A 19,901-nucleotide genomic window follows, 5' to 3' on the forward strand; every position below is an offset into this window, starting at 1 on the left:
CCTGCAGACTGGGTTTTCCCGGGCCGGCCACGGGTGGGGGAATCGATAAATTCTACCAGCAGCGGGGCGCCCCCGCCGCGACGATCCAGGCGTGCCTGACCAAGGTCGACAATGTGTCGGCGATCGAAAAGGGCACCAATGCGGGGGTCGAGAAATATCAGATCACCGGCACCCCGACGTTCGTGCTCAACGGCCAGGTCGTCGAAGGCATCAACACCTGGGGTCCGCTCCGCGACCGCCTGCGCACAATGGGCGCGCGCTGACGCAATCGAAATCCTCTCCGTCGCGAAGCGATGGGGAGGGGGACCGCTTGCGAAGCAAGTGGCGGAGGGGCGTTGCGACCCTGCGCCACAAGCCCCTCCGTCAGCGCTGCGCCTCCGGCGCAGTTTATCCTGCGCGCCGGCAAGGCAGCCGAAGGGCGCTGCCACCTCCCCATGCCTGCGGCACAGGGAGGAATATTGACCCCCTTGCGACTCCCCCGCCCGCGCGGCATGACGGCAGCTTGGGGGGATATGTGACAGCAGCGTTGCAACATCCGCGATTCGACAGACTGCACGGGGTACCCTCGTGCAGATAAAACGCCTGCGCCTCACCGGTTTCAAATCCTTCGTCGAACCCACCGAACTGCGCATCGAGCCCGGGCTGACCGGCGTCGTCGGGCCGAACGGCTGCGGCAAGTCGAACCTACTCGAAGCGATTCGCTGGGTGATGGGCGAATCCAGCCCCAAATCGATGCGCGGCGGCGGCATGGAAGACGTCATCTTCGCTGGCACCGCATCGCGACCGGCGCGCGATTTTGCCGAGGTCGCGCTCCATTGCGATACCGAAGGCGCACTCGTCGCGGGGCTCTCCGATGGCGGCGACGGCGACGATCTGGAGGTCATCCGCCGCATCGAACGGGGTACCGGATCAGCCTATCGCGCCAATGGCCGCGACGTGCGCGCCAAGGACGTCGCATTGATCTTTGCCGATGCCGCGACCGGCGCGCACAGCCCGGCACTGGTCAGCCAGGGCAAGATCGCCAACGTCATCGCCGCCAAGCCGACCGACCGCCGCGCGATGCTGGAGGAAGCCGCCGGGATCGCCGGACTGCATGTCCGCCGCAAGGACGCCGAACAGAAATTACGCGCGACCGAAACCAATCTGACGCGCTTGTCCGAAATCACCGCCGATATGGAAGTGCGTGCCAATGCGCTGCGGCGGCAGGCGCGCGCGGCGGAGAAATACAAGAAGCTGAGCGACGAGATCCGCATTGCCGAAGCGCGGCTGATCTATGCGCGCTGGCGCGACGCCGCCGCCGCCGCCGATCAGGCGCGTCGCGACAGTGATGCGGCCGAGGCGGCGGTCAAGACCGCTCAACACGAACTGGAAACCGTCTCCGCCGCGCAGACCGAGGTCGCGACCCGCGTCGCCGCTGCACGACATGACGCGCAGGCTCAGCGCGACGCGCTCGCCGCAGTGACCGCGACGCAGGTCCGGCTGCAGGGCGAGGAGCGCGCCGCGCACCAACGCCTCGACGATCTGGCGGCGCAGCAGACGCGCCTCGCCGATGACCGGGACCGCGAAGGCGAACTGGCCCGCGAAGCGCATGGCGCCCTGACCGCGCTCGATGCGGAGACCAAATCGCTGGCGCAGGCCATCGCCGCGCACAGCGGGGGCAAGGCGGCGCTCGCCGACGCCAACCTCGCCGCGCAGGCCCGGCTCCGTGATGCCGAGGTCGCGCTGGCGCAGGCGCGCGCACAAGCGGCGAGCGAGGCCGCCGATCGCCGCATCGCGGCATCGGCCCGCGACAGCGCCGACGCCGCGGTCCGCCGGATTGCTGCCGACAAGGCGCGCATTGACGCCGAAATTGCCGCGCTGGGCGACGGCATCACGCTAGCGGCGGCCCATGCTGACAGCCTGAACGCCGCCGAAGCCGCCGAAACCGCGATCGCCGCCGCCGAAACCACGCTGCAAAATGCCGAAGCCAACCGCGAAGCGACCGCCGCCGATCTCGCCGGGGTCGAAGCGGGACTGGCAGAAGCGCGCACGGCGCTGGCCGCGCTCGACGGCGAGGCCGCGACGCTCGAACGCGCGCTGGCCGCCGGACGCCGCGACGAAGACCGCATCCTTGACCAGCTGCGCGTCGCGCCGGGCTATGAGGCCGCGCTCGCCGCCGCCTTGGGCGACGATCTCGATGCCGGGACCGACGGAGGCGCAGCGCGCAGTTGGGGCGGCGCCGAGACGCGAACCGATGACCCCGCGCTGCCGACCGACACCCAGCCGCTCGCCGGTTTCGTGACAGCGCCTGCCGCACTCGCTCGCCGTCTCGCGCAAGTCGCGGTCGCCGACACCGACGGCGGCCAGCCGCTTGCAGTCGGCCAACGGCTCGTCACGATGGGCGGCGTGATGCGCCGCTGGGACGGTTTTGTCGCGCGCGGTGACGGCGCCACCGCAACCGAAAGGCTGCAACGCCAGAACCGCCTCGACGCGCTGGCGGCGCAGCGCCCGCAGGTGGAGCTGGGCGTGCAGGAACTGCGCGACCGCCGCATTGCCGCCGCTGCTAAAGCCGCCGAACTGACCGAAGCCGCCGCCGCTGCGCGGAAAGCACTGGCGCAGGCCGACGAAACGCGTCGCACCGCGCTGCGCGCCGCCGACCAGGCGCAGGCGGCGTTGGACCGGCATCGCGACGCCGCAGCGCTGTACGACCGGCGGCTCGGCGAGATCGCTGCCGCGGCGAAGGAAGCCGCCGATGCGCTGGCAGCGCAGGAAGCGGCGCTCGCGGCGCTGCCCGACGACAGCATCGCGCGCGCCGCGCTCGATGCTGAGGAGCAGGCCGCCGAACGCGCGCGAGGCGACGCCAACAGCGCCCGCGAAGCGCTGACCGCGCACGAACGTAGCCTCGCGAGCCTGAGCGAACGGCAGGCGGTCGTCACCGCCGAAATCAAGAGCTGGAAGGCGCGCGCGGGCGAAGCCGCGCGTCGCGTCACCGAGATGGACAAGCGCGCCGACGCGCTGGCCGCCGAAGCCGCGAAACTCGCCGACGTCCCGGCTAAGCTCGCCGAACAGCGCGCCGCCGCCGAAGCGCAGCAGGCGGCGCTATGCGACAAGGTCGCCGCTGCCGAAGCACAGGAGCGCGCCGCCGAAGCCGCGCTGCGCGAAGCCGAAACCGCACTCAGCGCGATCCGCGAACGCGTCGCCGCGGCGCGCGAAACCCGCGCCGGGGCGATCGCGCGGTCCGAAAATGCCGAGCTGCGCCGGATCGAGATGGGCCGCCTGTCGGGCGAACGCTTCGAATGCCCGCCGCCATTGCTGCCGCAAAAGGCCGGGTTTGACGGCGAGAGCGTGTCCGATGCGGGACAGGAATCAGCGCAGCACGATCGGCTGATCGCCGACCGCGAGCGGCTCGGTCCGGTCAACCTGGTCGCCGCCGACGAGCTGATCGAGCTCGACACAGAGCGCGAAAAAAGCGCCGCCGAGATCGAGGAATTGACCCAGGCCGTCCACCGGCTGCGCGGGTCGATCGGCAATCTGAACCGCGAAGGCCGCGTCCGCCTGCTCGCCGCGTTCGAGACCGTTAACGGCCATTTCCAGCGGCTGTTCACGACGCTGTTCGACGGTGGACAGGCGCATCTCGAACTCGTCGATTCGGACGACCCGCTCGAGGCTGGACTCGAAATCATGGCGCAGCCGCCGGGCAAACGCCTCGGCACGCTCACCCTTTTATCGGGGGGCGAGCAGGCGCTGACCGCGGTCGCGCTGATCTTCGGCCTGTTCCTGACCAACCCAGCGCCGATCTGCGTCCTCGACGAAGTCGACGCACCGCTCGACGACGCCAATATCGAGCGCTTCTGCGACCTGCTTGACCGCATGACGCGCGAAACCAACACCCGCTATCTGATCGTCACCCACAATGCGGTGACGATGGCGCGCATGCACCGGCTGTTCGGGGTGACGATGATCGAAAAGGGCGTCAGCCGCCTGGTGTCGGTCGACCTGGGCGCGGCCGAGGAATTGCTCGCGGCGGAATGAGCTAGGGCGCCATCCCCACGACCAGCATCGCGGCAAAAGTCAGCAGCCCTGCAAATCGATTACTGCGGAATTTCGACAGCGCATCCTCGCCGTTGGCGGGATCGAGTGTCACCACCTGACCCGTGAAATGTACTGCCGCAGGGAGCAGCGCAATCAGCACCAGCGGGTCGGGTCGCACCGCCCACAATGCGCCGCCCCAGCAGGCGAGCGCAAAACTGTAACAAAGCGCAACGCCGCCCTTCACATGGCGGCCCATTGCACGGGCGCTCGACTTGACCCCGATCAGCATATCGTCCTCGATATCCTGTAGCGCATAAATGGTGTCATAGCCGATCACCCACGCGATGCAGCCGGCATAGAGCAACGGCAGCGCCATCCCCTCGCCGCCGCCGACCGCAACCCAGGCGACGAGCGCGCCCCAGCTGAACACCAGCCCCAGCCACGCCTGCGGCCACCAGGTGATGCGCTTCATGAAGGGATAGCCTGCGACGAGGATCAGGCTGGCGAGCGCAACGATCTGCGCGGACCATGGCAGCTGGAGCAGCACGAGCAGGCCGACGAACGACAACAGCACCGCCCACAGCGCGGCATTGCGCACCGACACCACCCCGCTCGCCACCGGTCGCGACGCCGTGCGTGCGACCTGCGCGTCAAGGCCGCGGTCGACGATATCATTATAGACACAGCCCGCACCGCGCATCGCAATTGCGCCGACCAGCAGCCACAGAAACAACGGCCAGTGGCTGATCGCGCCGCCGCCGAGCGCCAAGCCGAAAGCGCAGGGCCAGTAAAGCAGCCACCAGCCGATCGGGCGATCGAACCGGGCGAGCAGCGCATACGGCCGCGCCGCGGCGGGCAGGAGCGCCACAAAGCCACGCAGCTGGCTGTCGGGAGGGTGGGTGGCGGTCATCGGCAGCGGCGCGTGTAGCAGCCGCCGCGCCACCAATAAATGCTTATCGGTTGTTTGACCGGGCGATTAGTCGCAGCTGGAAACCGCCGCTGCGGGAGCCGGGTTATAAATTTGCGACAGGTCGCGTCCCTCGCGGATATTAAATGCCGCCGTCGACCTGATCCGCGGTGTACCGAACCATTCGGCGCCGACCATCGGCTGATAGTCGTAGAAGATTTCGACAAACATCACCGCCGTACCAGCAGCAGCTGTCACTTCGCGCCCCGCGTCACCCATGCCGGGAAAACCGGTTCCGGTCGCGCCTGTGCCTTGCGGACCATAAGCCGAATCGATGTCGAGATCGCCGTAGCAACGCTGCCAATGAATCCACTGGCCGCCATCGGCATTGCGCTCAAGGCTCGACAGAATCACACGCCCGTTGGTGCGAAAATTCATCCCGCGCGCCTGTTCTTCGACCCCAGTAAAAACCTCGTTGATATCGATCTCGCGCACGCGCGGCAGCGACAAATTGCTGCCAAAGGCAATGCGCGACGCGTTGTCGGCCGCACTCAGCCCGATCTGGCTGACGCGCGTATGCGACATCGTCAGATTGGCAAGCTCAATGCCGGCAAAACCGACGATGACAAGAAGCGGAATGCAGAAGGCCATTTCGATCATGACCACAGCGCCGCTGTCGTGTGCCAGGCGAAGGAATTCAGCGCGCATCCGTCGGCGGGCTCGTTGCAGAAGAGCGATCATGAGCAAATCACCTGCTTGGTCGATGTCGCAGCATTATAAGGCTGGTTGCGCAGCACAGTGGTCGCCGTCATCGAACTCTGCTGCGACTGGCCCAGCATTCTCCATACCGGCAGGACGCGGTCGATTTCGAGCGTCGCCGTGTACAAGACGACATCTTCGGCGCCGCCATTGCCAGTCTGGCCGCGGTCGGCGTCCCAGCTGGCATTGCCATTGACGTCCTCGAAACATTCGCCGCTGTCATACTGACTGTTGCCGTTCGAATCGGTAAAGGCTTCTGGCTGCCCCACTTCGCTATAGCTGTCATACGCCTTGCGGACGAAGGTAACTTCGCCGTTCTTGAACACGTTGAGCACCTTTTGGCGGACCTTTTCGTCAAGCGCAGCCTGGTTGAGCGCATTGCCCTCCAACGTCGCATCTCGCGCCGCCTTGCTCACCGCCCCCTGCAACACTTGCTTGCCGTAAATCTGCCACGAAAAGTCAAAGATCCCCATCAGGATGAGCAGAAACAGCGGCGCGGTCAGCGCAAACTCGACGATTGCATTGCCGCTTTCGTTGCGGCGCAGGCAATGGAGGAACGACCGGCGCGTCATTGCGACAACCGCAGTTTCGAGATTTGCCGGGCGATCGCCTGAAAATTCTCGTTGAGCTGCGCCGCATTATTCGCCTGATAGGCCTTGCCCGGCGTCGCACAATTGGTGAGCGAACTATTCAGGGACACGCCAAAGCTAACCACCCAGACGGTGATATTCTTTGCCTTCGCCCTTTCGCACAATTGCGCGAAGCGGTTGTTGTGGCGGGTGGTCAAATTGCTGTCGCTTGTCCCGCCAACACGCTTCATCAACCACTCATATCCCTGAAACGACAGATTGCCCATGTTTGGCGCCATTTCGCCGTCGGTCATGAAAACGATGTGGCGGCTTATCGGCCGGTTGTTCGGCGCGGTCGAATTTTCGTCGGCGAACATGCCATCGGGCGACAACAGCCGGACACCCCATACCATCCCCGCGTCATGGTAGGTACCGCCCAGCGGTTGCAGCGACTGGATATATGTGTTGAACGACGACCGATCGCTGGCGGTTTGCGTCGTCAGCTTCATCGCTGCCACCGGGCACACGCCCCAGCCGTTCGTCCAGTAACGCGAATAATTCTGCCAGCTCCCGTTGGTGCTGGTGCTACTCGAAACGCTGCTGCTGTTGACAGTGATCGATCCCGTTGTCGACGGCGTCGAGCCAGGGCTGCTTGCACGCGGGAAAGCGATCTGCGGGATCAGCACTTTCCATTTGGTATCATCGTCGCTTGTCGGCGCGGTATCGACATCCATGTCATGAGCGTCGGCCGGCGCCGCATCGGTCGGACCGAAATCTTCGGTACCGCGTTCCATGACGCAGCCGCCCCAGGTGTTCGATACAGTCGCGCCCGAATCGCCCGTGTCGGTCTCGATCGCCGATCCCGCTTTGGCCTGGCTGACGTCGAACACGCGATCCTGGTACGTATATTTATTGTCGAACGACTGCGTCGGTGTTTCGGTCACCGTGGTCGTATAGGTACGCGTAAAGGTCGCGACGCGGCGCTGCAGACGACACCGGCTGTTTGCCCAGCGGTAGCGGTAGTTATAATAGGTATAGGTCTGGTTGGTGTCGTAGGTCGTGATACGATTGCCATTGCCATCGACATATTGCGCTGTCTGGTTCGAATTGGGCGAACCGCTGGGCGTCGGCGTCGTGTCGGAAGGCGGCTCAAGATCGCCGCACGTTGAGCTGTTTTGGCCATTGACCGTACTGACGTTCGAAAAATTGCCATGGGTCGTGTTGCCGTCGGTATATTCCTCGGACTGTTCGGTGGTTGCATTGCCCCAAACCACCTTGAACACCGGCGTGCGTGACGGCAGCAGCACATTGTCCGACAGCCAGGACGGGTTTTTGGCGTACAATATGCTCCCGACATTCGCCGACGAGCTGTACGGCACCACGCCAAAGCGCAGCCGCCCATCGCCCATTTCGGCGCCCGTCAGCGTATCGAAAAAGTCCATCGTCGCGTCTTTGAGCGCGGTGATGCGGTTGATTGTGTCGCCCACATTGGTCTGCGCCATCGACCCGGTGACATCGAGCACCATCATCACGTCGGCGTTCGAAATCTCGAGTTTCGCAGCGCAGCTGACCGCCAGATCGAACTCATCGAAGTCGAAAATCTGCATCAAGGCCGTCGGCAGGGTCGCGGTTGCGGTACCCGAAACGCTCGACGCGCCTTGCGCCACCGACGTGAAGGTCACGTCGGAGCTGCCATAGGCTCCGTCAGCATAATTATAGTCGAACATCTTGTCGGCTTCGGCCTGCGCCGCGGTCGAGTAAGTGCTGCCCGCCATCGCGCGGCGTCCGGCCAGAACCCCGGCATCGCACGCCTGTTGCAAGCGCAGCTGCGCCATATAGGCGCGCCCGATATCGACGCCCGATCCGACAAGCCCGATCACCGGCAGTGCGGCGGCCGCGGTCAGGAACATTGCGTTGCCGCGTTTGTCGCGCAACAGCCTGTTGGTGCCCCGCCGCAGCCGGCTGAAAATGGTCCCGCGCATGGTCTAACCCCTCATGGTCCAGACACGCGGCCCACTACAGATGCGTGGCTGGTACTTCGCACTAGGGCGGAACTGCTTACCAAACTGCTAATCGCCGGATATGCGATATTCGCTCAAAACGGCCAGTTTGACCCGGATCGGGACAATATGGCCTTTGGCACGCGGCGGGTGCGAAAATTATCGGCGTCTGCTATCGCGCGTCCTATGCCTGCAACGCCCGCCTGGCCGCCTGCCAGCACCCCCCGCCTGTTTGTCGATCTGCCGTTGTCAATCGACGCCTCGCAAGTGATCGACGGCCCTGCCGCCCATTATCTGCTCAAAGTCATGCGGCTGAAGACCGGGGCGCCCATCCTGTTGTTCGACAACCGCAGCGGCGAATGGCTGGCCAGCGTCGCCGACGTTGGCAAACGGTCGCTGACCGTCCTTGTCGAACGCCAGACGCGGGCGATCGAGCAGGTTCCCGATCTGTGGCTGTGTTTTGCCCCGGTCAAAAAGGCGCGGCTTGACTGGATCATCGAAAAGGCGACCGAGCTTGGGGTCGCGCGGTTGCAACCCGTCATTACCGAACGCACGATTGTCGAACGCGTCAGGCGCGAGCGGCTGGAGGCCCAGGTTATCGAGGCGTGCGAGCAGTGCGGGCGCACCGCGCTGCCGGTGCTCGGCGAACCCGTCAAGCTGGCGCAACTGCTGGCCGACTGGCCCACCGATCGCGCCTTGCTGTTCGCCGACGAAGCCGGGGGCGTGCCGCTCTCCTGTGTGGCCGCCCCAGCCCCCGCCGCGATCCTGATCGGCCCCGAAGGCGGCTTCACGACGCGCGAGCGCGACCTGTTGCTCGCCAACGCAATGGTGCGGCGCATCGCGCTTGGCTCACGCATCCTGCGCGCCGAGACCGCGGCGATCGCCGCAATCAGCCTGTGGATGGCGCGGCATGGCGACTGGACCGACGGCGCCTGAAGGCGCGAAGCTGTTTCGTTCCCGGACACAATTTGCACCTAGCACCGGGTTTTAACCGCATATTAGCTATGCACGGGCATAGCGGCCCGATGCAACGGCAGGACCAGAGCCGATATTGCTGGCGTGGGGGCCAGCACGCACAGTTTGTCCGAGCCCTTCTGGCGCTCGTCTGGCTGGCGTTGACGCTTGCCGCCAATCCGGCGGCGGCGCAGACGACCACCACCTACAGCAATACGACCACCGGCACGATCAGCGAAACCGCGACCACCTGTACCAGCCCGATGGTGCGCAATTTCACCGTCGCTGCCAACGCGCAGATCTCCGATGTCAATATCGGCGTCCAGTTTTCACATACGTATCGCGGCGACATTCGCGCGACCCTGGTGTCGCCAACCGGCACGGTGGTCAATCTGATCTCCAATGTCGGCACCTCGGCCGACAATTTGAACGTCCTGTTCGACGACAGCGCCGCGACCAGCATCACGGCCCATATGTCAAATGACAACACCAGCGCCGCGCCGCCCTATCAACGCACCTTCAGCCCCGCGGGCTCGCTCGCGAGCTTCAACGGCCAAGGGTCGGTCGGAACGTGGCAGCTCACCATCTGCGATTCGCTGAACGGCGACAGCGGTACTTTCACGCGCAGCGACCTGACGCTGACGACGGTGCCGATCGCACCGTCGGCGGACCTGTCCCTGACAAAATCGGTGAGCAACGCCGCGCCAGCGTTCGGCACCAGCATCAACTATGTCCTGAGCGTCAACAACGCGAGCGGATCGGCGCTGACTGCCACCGGGGTGACGGTGCAGGACATGCTACCCGCAGGCTTCGCCTTTACCGGCGCCGCGGGTTTCGGCAGTTACAACAGCAGCACCGGCGTCTGGACGGTCGGCAGTATCCCGCCCGGCACCACCCGCACCCTAACGATCAGCGGGACCGTTACCGCGACCGCGGGCGCGACGGTGACCAATATCGCCGAAGTCAGCGCCTCGTCGGCGTTCGACTTTGACTCGACCCCCGGCAACGGCGCCGCGGGCGAGGATGATTATGACACCGCCAGCTTCATCGTATCGGGAACGCGCGTCGCGGGCACCCCGCCGACGCTCGTCTGCCCGGTCGGCAGCACGGTCCACGACTGGGGCAGCGTTAGCTGGGGTGCGGGATCGACCAGCGGCAGCTACGCGCTGACTGCGATCGGCACGATGAATTTCAATATCGGGATAAGCGGCGGCGCCTTCCTCAACAACGCCACCTATGGCGGCCAGTCGCCGACGCGGCAGAATGTCGTCACCGGCGGCTTTTCTCCGGCACAATTTTCAATCTTCCAGATTGCCGATTTCACCAGCCAGTCCGGCGCGATCACGACGACGATGGCATTGCCGACGGCGGTACCGGGAGCGCAGTTCCGCGTCTTCGACATCGACTATGCCGCGGGCCAGTTTGCCGATCGGTTGACCGTGACCGGCAGCTTCAACGGCGCACCCGTCATCCCGACGCTGACCAACGGGATCAGCAATTATGTCATCGGCAACAGCGCTTATGGCGACGTGACGTCGGCTGACGGCAGCGCCAATGGGAATGTTGTCGTTACCTTTTCGGCGCCGGTCGATACAATCAGCATCACCTATGGCAGCCACGGCCTGGCCCCCGCCGATCCTGGGCAGCAGGGCGCCGCGATCCACGATATCACCTTCTGCCGCCCGACCGCCAATCTAATGATCTCCAAAACGAGCAGCGTCGTCAGTGACCCGACCAACGGCACCACTGACCCCAAGGCGATCCCCGGCGCAACGATGCGCTACTGTCTGCTTGTCACCAACAATGGCAGCGGTACCGCCACCGCAGTGAACGTCGCCGATGCGCTGCCCGCGACGACAACCTTTGTCCCCGGTTCGTTGCGCAGCGGCGCGACCTGTGCCGGTGCGGCAACAGTCGAAGACGACAATGCCAGCGGCGCCGACGAAAACGATCCGGTCGGTGCGTCGATCACCGGCACGACGGTGGCTGCCACCGCTCCGACGCTAGCGCCCGGCACCGCGCTCGCGATCACCTTCAACGTGACGATCAATTGATGCTGCCCAATCGCCCCTACTGGCGCAGGTCGCGGCGCTGTCGATCGCCAAGACCTCACTCGCCTACCGCGACCCCGTGAACGGCCTGATCAACCCCAAGCTGATCCCCGGCGCCTTCGCCAATTAGAGCCTGACCATCACCGCGCCCGCCAGCACCGCCCGGCGAACAACAGCGACATCGTCACCGACGCAATCCCGTCAGACCTCAGCCCGTTCGTCGCCTCCTATGCCCCCGGCCCCGGCCCGGTACGCTTTACGGCGGACAGCAGCGGACTGACCTACAGCTCACCAGCCTGGCGAACGCGGCCGACGATCTCGAATTTTCGAATGATGGCGGCGCCAGCTGGCCTTAGGTGCCGACGATCGATGCCGATGGTGTCGATGCCAATGCCACCCTCCTTCGCATTCGCGCCAAGGGATCGATGGTTCCGGGGCCGAGCGTTACGATCAACCGGCGCGGGCTGGTCAAACCGGGCGCCTTCAACAGTCGATTGCATTCTGTACTGAACAGTCTAAATGCGCGATATGAGCACGCGCACCGCTTCGGACAGCAACGATCCCATCGTCGAACATCGCGACGAACTGGCCACCCCGATGATCCAGGGCGAGAAGCCCAAGGACCGCTGGCGGATCGGCACCGAGCATGAGAAATTTGTCTATCGCACCGCCGATTATCGCGCGCCCAGCTATGACGAGCCCGGCGGCATCCACGACCTGCTGATGGCGCTCACCCGCTTCGGCTGGGAACCGGTGATCGAGGGCGGCAAGGTGATCGCGCTCGCGGGCAGCGACGGAACGGTCAGTCTCGAACCCGCAGGGCAACTCGAGCTGTCGGGCGCCCCGCTCGAAAATCTTCACCAGACCTGCGCTGAAACCGGCCGCCACCTGAAACAGGTGAAAGAGGTTGGCGCCGAACTCGGGCTCGGTTTCCTCGGGCTCGGCATGTGGCCCGACAAGACCCGCGCCGAATTGCCGATCATGCCCAAGGGCCGTTACAAGATCATGCTCGACCATATGCCGCGCGTCGGCAGCATGGGGCTCGACATGATGCTGCGCACCTGCACGATCCAGACCAACCTCGATTATTCATCCGAAGCCGACATGGTGCAGAAATTCCGCGTGTCGCTGGCGCTGCAACCGCTCGCCACCGCGCTCTTCGCCAGCTCGCCCTTCACCGAGGGCAAGCCCAACGGCTTCATGTCGTACCGCAGCCACATCTGGACCGACACCGACCCGGCGCGCACCGGCATGCTGCCCTTCGTGTTCGAGGACGGCTTCGGTTATGAACGCTATGTCGATTATATGCTCGACGTGCCGATGTATTTCGTCTTCCGCGACGGCAAATATATCGACGCCGCGGGCCAGAGCTTCCGCGATTTCCTGAAGGGCGAGCTGCCCGCGCTCCCGGGCGAAAAACCGCACATCTCCGACTGGAACGATCATCTGTCGACCGCCTTCCCCGAAGTGCGCTTGAAGAGCTTCCTCGAAATGCGCGGCGCCGACGGCGGCCCGTGGAACCGCATCTGCGCGCTCCCGGCGCTGTGGGTCGGCCTGCTCTACGACCAGGGCGCGCTCGACGCGGCGTGGGATCTCGTCAAAAACTGGAGCATTGAGGAGCAGCAGGCGCTGCGCGACGCGGTCCCCAGCGAAGGCCTCGACGCCCCGGCTCCCGGCGGCGGCACGGTGGGCGAGCTTGCACACCGCGTGCTCGACATTGCCGCAGCCGGCCTGGCAGCACGCGGCGAGGTCAATTCGATGGGCGACAATGAAGTCGGCTTCCTCGAACCGCTCCGCCGCATCGCCAAAAGCGGCAAGTCTCCCGCGCACGACTTGCTCGACCGCTACGAAGGACCATGGGGCGGCGATCTGTCGAAAATCTACGACGAGCTCAGCTTCTAGGGGTATTTTCGCCCCAAAAGTGCAGCAATCGCGCAACACTGCTGACACGAAAGTCAGTAGCGCCCGCTTCCGCGATTGATCGCGCGCGCGCCGGAAGCCAAAGAGAAGTTGGTTTTTCGCATCTCCCATCGTCACTCTGTTTCAGGAAGCTTGCCCGTGCGCTACTTTCCTCCCGCTACCGCTATAGCCCCCGTTCTCGCGATCCTCGCCGCGGGCAGCTGGGCCGCTCCCGCCGCCGCGCAGGATACGCCCGCCGCCGAAAGCGACAGTGGCCTTGGCGATATCATCGTCACCGCGCAGCGCCGCGAAGAAAGCTTGCAGGACGTACCGGTTGCGGTCAGCGTTTTGTCGGGCAACACGTTGGATGCAATTACTTCGTCGGGGTCCGACGTGCGCGTGCTCGCGGGGCGAGTCCCCAGCCTTAATATCGAAAGTTCGTTCGGCCGCACCTTCCCGCGCTTCTACATCCGCGGCCTCGGCAACACCGATTTCGATCTCAACGCCTCGCAGCCGGTCAGCCTCGTCTATGATGACGTTGTACTCGAAAACCCGATCCTCAAAGGTTTCCCGATCTTCGACCTCGATCGCGTCGAAGTGCTGCGCGGGCCGCAGGGTACGTTGTTCGGCCGCAACACGCCGGCGGGCATCGTCAAATTCGACACCGTCAAGCCCGGCAAGACCGGCGGCTATGCCCGCGCCAGCTATGGCCGCTATGGCACTACCCAGGTCGAGGTCGCGGCGGGCGCCGCCGATGACAATGGCTTCTCGGTTCGCCTGTCGACCCTATTCCAGCATCGCGACAATTGGGTCGATAATATTGCGACGACGAAAGCCAAGGATCTGGGCGGCTATGACGACATCGCCGCGCGCCTGCAGCTGCAGTATGAAAACGGTTCCTTTACCGGCCGCGTGACCGGTCAGGTCCGCATCTACGACGGTTCGGCGATCATCTTCCGCGCCAACACGCAGGTACCGGGCAGCAACAAGCTCGTTGGCCTCGGCGGCGCGGGCACCGAATTCGAGCGCGACAAGGTTTATCAGGACGGCCTGAACTTCCAGAAGCTTAACACCTATAACGCAGGACTGAATCTCGAATATGATTTTGGGCCGGTGACCGCCTATTCGATCACCTCCTATTGGAATGGCAATTTCCGCAGCCGCGGCGACATCGACGGCGGCTTCGGCGCGGTCTTCCTGCCCGTATCGGGTCCGGGGCTCATCCCGTTCCAGGCGCAAAGCCAGGACAATGTTCCCAGCCTCGACCAGTTCACGCAGGAGATCCGTATCGCGTCGAACAACAGCGGCGGGCTCGGCTACCAGTTCGGCGCATTCTACTTCGACGAGAAGCTCGATATTTCGAGCTTCGAGTTCGGTGGCCCGACCGACGCAACCCCGTCGGCGATCGCCGTGCAGCGCCAGGACAGCGAGGCCTATGGCATCTTCGGTTCGGTCAACTATGCGTTCGACAACGGCTTCAAGCTGCAGGCCGGCGCGCGTTACAATCACGACACGCGCGATTTTGTCGCATCGCGTCCGGTCGAAACGCGCCCGCCCTTCGTGGTCAGCCCGAACACACCGGTTCCGCCGCAGGCTGCCACGGTCAAGGGCAAGCTGCTGACGTGGGACGCCAGCGCAACCTATGAGGCGTCGGACGCCCTCACCTTCTACGCCCGTGTCGCACGCGGCTACCGTGCGCCGTCGGTGCAGGGCCGCCTGACCTTTTCGCGGACGATCTCGACCGCCGATCAGGAAGAGACGATGTCCTATGAAGCGGGGATCAAGACCGCGTTCTTCGATGACCGCGTCCGCTTCAACCTCACCGGCTATTATTTCGACACCAAGGATTTGCAGCTCACCGCGGTCGGCGGCACGTCGAACGTGGCGAGCCTGCTCAACGTCGACGCAAAAGGCCATGGCATAGAGGCTGAATTGCAGGCGGCACCCGCCAAAGGCCTCACCTTCTCGATCGGCGGCGCGTGGAATGTCGCGGAGATCGACGACGCCAACGCCTTCGTCGCGGGCTGCGGTTCGGCGACGCCGTGCACCGTGCTCGATCCGGCGCGTCCGGGTAGCCCAGGCATCTTCTCGATCGACGGTAACCAGCTGCCGCAGTCGCCGAAGTGGACGCTGAACGGGACCGCGGGTTATGAATTCCCCGTCGGTAACGGCGCGATTTACGCCTTCACAGACTGGTATTACCGCTCGAAGATCCAGTTCTTCCTCTATCAGGCGGTCGAGTTCTCGGACGACAAGATGATCGAGGGTGGTCTGCGCGTCGGATATCGCACCGACCGCTTCGATGTCGCGGGGTTCGTCCGCAACATCACCAACGACGAATCGCCGACCGGCGGCATCGATTTCAACAACATCACCAGCTACGTCAACGAACCCCGAATCTATGGGGTCGAAGCCAGCGTGAAGTTCTGAGCCCGCTCCATCCTCCCTGTGGCGAAACCATGGGGAGGATAAGATTTCAGGCGACCGGTCCGACGCGCTCGTCGGGTTCGAGCCGGATGAGCGGGCGTTGGCGCCCGGTCAGCCGCGCGCACAGGCGGGGGACAAAGGCGTTGGCCTGCGCCCAGTTCCAGTAAGCGACATAGGCGGGATCGGCGAGGAGGTGTTTTTCCTCGGTCTTGGCGCGCCAGTAATAAACCCCGCTGACCATCGCGAGCAGCACGACGTTCCGCGCGCCCTCGACCCAGCCGCCCGCAGTGACGAGGAAGGGCATCGCGGCGACCCACCAGCTCAGATTCTTCGACACATAGGCGGGGTGGCGGGTGAAGCGGTACGGGCCATGGGTGATGATGCCGCGGTGCGTCAGGTTCGAAAAGCGGATGCCGAACGCCATCGTCGCCCAGCTGTAGATCGCAGTGAGCAGTGATAACATGACCGCCCAGACGATCAGCAACATCTCCTGTCCCGCCAGCCAATGCCCCCAGTCGGCGCCGTTCACCTGATAATCGAGCGGGCCGCCGCTCATCAGGATGAAGGGCGGATAACAGACCAGCGCCGCGACCCACGCCATGCCATAGGGGTTCGCGGTGCGGATATGCGCATCGAGCGGTTTCAGGGTGAGGATATAACCGACCGTCGCGATATGGACGTCGATCAGATAGAGGAAATTCAGCGTCCAGATCCCCGTCATATAGGGATTGGCGAGCACGTCGCGCATCGGCACGGTGACCAGCGCCGAAAAATTGCCCGGCACGATCGACAGCATGAAGGCGGTGAAAAACCCCTTCACCGCCCAGGCGCGCAGATGATGGCCGATTGCACGCGCGTCGACCGGCTGTCGCCCACCCTTCTTTGGGCTTGCGATCAGCCAGCGACCGAATTGATAGCAGCCGTCGCGCGGCTCGATCATGCGGCGGTCGAGCCACAGCATGTACGGCACCGACACCAACAGCAGCCACGGCGCCACCCGTTCGAGCAGGCCCATCGAAAAGGCGTAATTGCCCGTCCAATAATAGCGCATGGTCGCATAGATCAGCGCGATCAGCCCCCAGGTTGCCCACAGTCCGGCGAGCTTGGTCAGGCTGATGTCAACCGTCTCGCGCCACGGACGGCGCTGCGTCCAGTCGATCCCGGTCGACGGATTGCGATGCACCTTGTCGACGAACACCGACCACAGCACCATCGGGATGCCGCACGCCAGCACGCTGGCGATCGCCGAATTGGGACCGCTCATCGGACCGCGCGCTCCCCAGTCGATGCCAACGTAAGCGGCGATGTCAGGCGCGTAGCGCGCCAGCAGCAGGTAGCCGAGCAAACCTCCGAGGCCGACAAAGCCCACCCCAGCGCTGACCGCCGAATGCGGGCGCACCGTGCTGACGGTCTGCGACGCAGACGGGTCGAAAGTGCCGGACGGATCAGTTTTGACCATGGGATTCATCGACTTGGCCCTAGCAAAAATTGGTAAGCAACCCGTCAATGTTATTTGGCGATTCGCAGCGGATTTCTCGCCAAAAAGGCAGCGTTCTCGCCGTTTGACACCGTTCACCGCAGGTTGAGTTCGACTCGGCGCGAGTCGGTCTGCAAAGATTCGCCGTGCCGCAATTGGCCTGTTAAGGCGCCCATCAATCGGGGCGGAGGGCTCCTTAAAACAACAAGATGGGGTCGCCACTTGTCATCTAAATCCACGGGCCTGCGCCATTGGCGCCAGCGCTTTAGCGCGCTGTTTCAGGACCATGAAATCTTCATTCGCACGCATGGTCATGTTCGATTCCTGCGTATCAGCGCCGTGTGGCAAAAGCGCGTTGCGCTGATTGCCGGGGTCGTGCTGCTCGCTTGGGCCGGCGCGACGCTCGCCGTGCTGATCAACCAGTTACTGACCGCCGACGAACGCGCCGCCGTCGCGCAGCAACAGGCCGCCGCCGCGGCGTCCGAAAAGCGTATCGCGCAATATCGCGACCGCGTCGCCGAAACCGCCGCCGACCTAGAAGAACGCCAGGCGCTGCTCGAAGGCGTCGCAGAAACGCATTTCGGGATCGATGCCGAGGCGATGGCCGCGCAGCCTGCCGCCGCAGCCGCCGCCGCGAAAGCCGAACCGCTGCAGACCAGCGCCATCGATCCGAATCTGCCCCCCGAAGCTCAGGCGCTCGCGCGGCTCGAAGCGCGGCAGGAACGCTTTGCCAGCCGCCTGCTTGCCGCAGTCAATATCCGCGCTGCCAATGCCGAGGATGCGGTCGCCCAGCTCGGGCTCAACCCCGCCGCGATCGTCCGTAGCGCAGCAGCCGGCCGCGGTGGTCCGCTCGTCCCGTACAAGGGTCGCATGGGCAAAGCAAAGGCACTCGGCGCGTCGTTCGCCGCGCTCGAAGGCGCCTTGTTCCGCATGGAAGTACTCGAACGCACCCTCGTCGCCGTCCCGTCGGGTAACCCCGCCGACGTGCTGATGATGTCGTCGGGCTTCGGTTATCGCAGCGATCCCTTCACCGGCGGCGCCGCGATGCATTCGGGGCTCGATTTCCGCGGTCCGATCGGCACCCCGATCCTTGCCGCCGCCCCCGGCCGCGTCAGCTTTGTCGGCGCCAAATCGGGCTATGGTAATGTCGTCGAGGTCGATCATGGTCAGGGCATCATGACCCGCTATGCTCACTTGTCGGGCTTTACGTCGAAGGTCGGGGCGCAGGTCGCCGCCGGTCAGCAAATCGCGAAAATGGGCTCGACCGGCCGTTCGACCGGCAGCCACCTGCATTTCGAAGTCCGTCTGAACGGCGTCGCGGTCAACCCGCGCCGCTTCCTGGAGGCCAAAGCCGATGTTCTCGAAGTCAAAAACGACGCCCGGCAGCGAGTCGGTGCCATCACTGCCCGGGGTGCCCGCTAAGATGGCGACCGGCGCGCGGCACACGACCTTTTCGATCCTGGGATCGGATGTCGTCGTCACCGGCAATGTTGCCGCCAGCGTCGACCTTCACGTCGACGGCAAAATCGACGGCGACCTGAAATGCGCCAACCTGGTCCAGGGCGAAGCAAGCGAGATCAAGGGCGCTGTCGTCGCCGAGACCGCGAAGATTGCGGGCTTGGTCGACGGCTCGATCGAGGCCAAGACACTGATCGTCCACACCACTGCACGGATTACCGGCGATGTCGTGTATGAAAATATCACGATCGAAAACGGCGGCAAGGTCGACGGCAAGCTGGCGCACCGCCGCCACGGCGCAGGCGTGGCCAAAGCCCCGCCGCCGCTGGAAGTCGTCGAGAACAAGTCGGCGCTGGGCATCTGACCCCGCTCCGCGCCGGGATCACATGACCACGCACCAATTCGACATCGACGCCTATGTCCATTGGACCTGGGGCCGCGGTGAAGCGCATGGGCGCATCACCGAACGTTTCGAGACGCGCGTCGAGCGCCTCATCAAGGGGGCGCGGATCGTCCGCAACGGCTCGGCCGCCAACCCCGCCTATCTGATCGAAATGATCGACGGGCGCGAGGTGCTCAAACTCGGCAGCGAACTCAGCGGCGGATGACGCTGCTGATCTGCATCGTGACGCCGATCCGGTCGCCGCGCCCCAACCCCTCGGCGCGCTGCACCGCGACCTTGATCGGCAGGACATAGGTGTCGCCGCGTCGAAACAGCGAGGTGGTGAATTCGGTCGTGCCGATCTGCGCCGTCACCGGCACCATACCCCAGCCATAGCTCGCTTCGCGCGCGGCATAATAAACCTCACCGACCAGATGATCGGGGATGGGCGCGAACAGATAGGGCGGCGGGCCGCGCCATTCGATGATGTCGGCTTCGAAGGTGAGCATCATTGCCTTGGCGCCTGCCGCCAGTAGCTCAGTGCTTCGGCAATATGGATGCGCTCGACGTTGGCGGCGCCTGCAAGGTCAGCGATCGTCCGCGCCACGCGCAATTTTCGCGTATAGCCGCACGCCGACAGCCGCATCGCCTCGGCCGCCTGTGCGAGCAATTTGCGTCCAGCCTCGTCAGGGGTCGCGACCGCCTCCATCAATTCGCCGTCGATTTCGGCGTTGGTGCGCGCCTTGTGATCGGCGTAGCGCGCGGTCCGGCGCGCCCGCGCCGCGGCGACGCGCGACGCGACTTCGGCGCTGCCCTCGGCTGGGAGCGGCAGCACGAGGTCGGCGGCGCTGACCGCCTGCACCTCGAGGTGCAGGTCGATGCGGTCGAGCGGCGGGCCGGAGACCTTCGCCTGATAATCGGCGGCGCAACGCGGCGGGGGGGGGGGGGGGGGGGGGGGGGGGGGGGGGGGGGGGGGGGGGGGGGGGGGGGGGGGGGGGGGGGGGGGG

At 64.8% G+C, this 19,901-nt stretch carries 17 protein-coding genes; 9 read left to right on the forward strand and 8 right to left on the reverse strand.

The window, feature by feature from the left end:
• A partial coding sequence (locus K0M74_RS06750; protein WP_293969528.1) for a thioredoxin domain-containing protein occupies window positions 1-263 on the forward strand: 263 nt, incomplete at its 5' end.
• A gap of 304 nt (window positions 264-567) precedes the next feature.
• Window positions 568-4,011, forward strand: a complete 3,444-nt coding sequence (gene smc, locus K0M74_RS06755; RefSeq protein WP_293969531.1) for a chromosome segregation protein SMC — start codon at window positions 568-570, stop codon at window positions 4,009-4,011.
• A gap of 1 nt (window position 4,012) precedes the next feature.
• On the opposite strand, the gene ubiA is transcribed toward smc, so the two are convergent.
• The 4 genes from ubiA to K0M74_RS06775 all read right to left on the reverse strand — a co-directional run bounded on the left by ubiA (window position 4,013) and on the right by K0M74_RS06775 (window position 8,228).
• The gene (ubiA, locus tag K0M74_RS06760; RefSeq protein WP_293969534.1) at window positions 4,013-4,921 is read right to left on the reverse strand and encodes a 4-hydroxybenzoate octaprenyltransferase; all 909 of its coding nucleotides are present in this window, start codon (window positions 4,919-4,921) and stop codon (window positions 4,013-4,015) included.
• A 66-nt stretch (window positions 4,922-4,987) separates the two neighbouring features.
• On the reverse strand, window positions 4,988-5,626 hold the full coding sequence (locus K0M74_RS06765; protein ID WP_293969537.1) for a hypothetical protein: 639 nt from the start codon (window positions 5,624-5,626) through the stop codon (window positions 4,988-4,990).
• Window positions 5,627-5,655: 29 nt separating this feature from the next.
• The gene (locus tag K0M74_RS06770) at window positions 5,656-6,249 is read right to left on the reverse strand and encodes a TadE/TadG family type IV pilus assembly protein (RefSeq protein WP_293969540.1); all 594 of its coding nucleotides are present in this window, start codon (window positions 6,247-6,249) and stop codon (window positions 5,656-5,658) included.
• A complete protein-coding gene (locus tag K0M74_RS06775; RefSeq protein ID WP_293969543.1) occupies window positions 6,246-8,228 on the reverse strand; it encodes a TadE/TadG family type IV pilus assembly protein in 1,983 nt (660 codons plus the stop codon). The genes K0M74_RS06770 and K0M74_RS06775 overlap by 4 nt, the downstream gene beginning before the upstream one ends.
• A 204-nt stretch (window positions 8,229-8,432) precedes the next feature.
• Here K0M74_RS06775 and K0M74_RS06780 point away from each other — a divergent pair, with 204 nt between their 5' ends.
• Together K0M74_RS06780 and K0M74_RS06785 are read left to right on the forward strand one after the other, a co-directional pair.
• The gene (locus tag K0M74_RS06780) at window positions 8,433-9,182 is read left to right on the forward strand and encodes a 16S rRNA (uracil(1498)-N(3))-methyltransferase (protein ID WP_293969546.1); all 750 of its coding nucleotides are present in this window, start codon (window positions 8,433-8,435) and stop codon (window positions 9,180-9,182) included.
• A 68-nt stretch (window positions 9,183-9,250) separates the two neighbouring features.
• Window positions 9,251-11,254: a proprotein convertase P-domain-containing protein gene (locus K0M74_RS06785; protein WP_293969549.1), complete on the forward strand. Its 2,004-nt coding sequence runs from the start codon at window positions 9,251-9,253 to the stop codon at window positions 11,252-11,254.
• A 278-nt stretch (window positions 11,255-11,532) separates the two neighbouring features.
• On the opposite strand, the gene K0M74_RS06790 is transcribed toward K0M74_RS06785, so the two are convergent.
• Entirely contained in the window at window positions 11,533-11,751 is a 219-nt protein-coding gene (locus tag K0M74_RS06790; RefSeq protein WP_293969552.1) for a hypothetical protein, read from the reverse strand.
• Window positions 11,752-11,779: 28 nt separating this feature from the next.
• Between K0M74_RS06790 and K0M74_RS06795 the strand changes: the two genes are divergently transcribed.
• A complete protein-coding gene (locus tag K0M74_RS06795) occupies window positions 11,780-13,153 on the forward strand; it encodes a glutamate--cysteine ligase (RefSeq protein WP_293969555.1) in 1,374 nt (457 codons plus the stop codon).
• 156 nt (window positions 13,154-13,309) lie between these two features.
• The gene (locus K0M74_RS06800) at window positions 13,310-15,580 is read left to right on the forward strand and encodes a TonB-dependent receptor (RefSeq protein ID WP_293969558.1); all 2,271 of its coding nucleotides are present in this window, start codon (window positions 13,310-13,312) and stop codon (window positions 15,578-15,580) included.
• A 46-nt stretch (window positions 15,581-15,626) separates the two neighbouring features.
• Here the strand turns inward: K0M74_RS06800 and K0M74_RS06805 are convergent, their stop codons facing one another.
• Entirely contained in the window at window positions 15,627-17,045 is a 1,419-nt protein-coding gene (locus K0M74_RS06805; protein ID WP_293969561.1) for an isoprenylcysteine carboxylmethyltransferase family protein, read from the reverse strand.
• Window positions 17,046-17,276: 231 nt separating this feature from the next.
• Here K0M74_RS06805 and K0M74_RS06810 point away from each other — a divergent pair, with 231 nt between their 5' ends.
• From K0M74_RS06810 to K0M74_RS06820, 3 genes are read left to right on the forward strand one after another with little or no spacing between them, the layout of a single operon-like run.
• A complete protein-coding gene (locus K0M74_RS06810; protein ID WP_293969564.1) occupies window positions 17,277-18,476 on the forward strand; it encodes a M23 family metallopeptidase in 1,200 nt (399 codons plus the stop codon).
• A gap of 1 nt (window position 18,477) precedes the next feature.
• A complete protein-coding gene (locus K0M74_RS06815) occupies window positions 18,478-18,876 on the forward strand; it encodes a polymer-forming cytoskeletal protein (RefSeq protein ID WP_088440143.1) in 399 nt (132 codons plus the stop codon).
• Between the two features lie 22 nt (window positions 18,877-18,898).
• Entirely contained in the window at window positions 18,899-19,120 is a 222-nt protein-coding gene (locus K0M74_RS06820) for a DUF2945 domain-containing protein (protein WP_293969567.1), read from the forward strand.
• Here the strand turns inward: K0M74_RS06820 and K0M74_RS06825 are convergent.
• The gene (locus K0M74_RS06825; RefSeq protein WP_293969570.1) at window positions 19,107-19,406 is read right to left on the reverse strand and encodes a DUF1905 domain-containing protein; all 300 of its coding nucleotides are present in this window, start codon (window positions 19,404-19,406) and stop codon (window positions 19,107-19,109) included. The genes K0M74_RS06820 and K0M74_RS06825 overlap by 14 nt on opposite strands.
• A partial coding sequence (locus K0M74_RS06830; protein WP_293969573.1) for an ATP-binding protein occupies window positions 19,403-19,901 on the reverse strand: 499 nt, incomplete at its 5' end. The genes K0M74_RS06825 and K0M74_RS06830, both read right to left, overlap by 4 nt.

The organism is Sphingopyxis sp. (genome assembly GCF_019459305.1).
Taxonomy (GTDB): domain Bacteria; phylum Pseudomonadota; class Alphaproteobacteria; order Sphingomonadales; family Sphingomonadaceae; genus Sphingopyxis.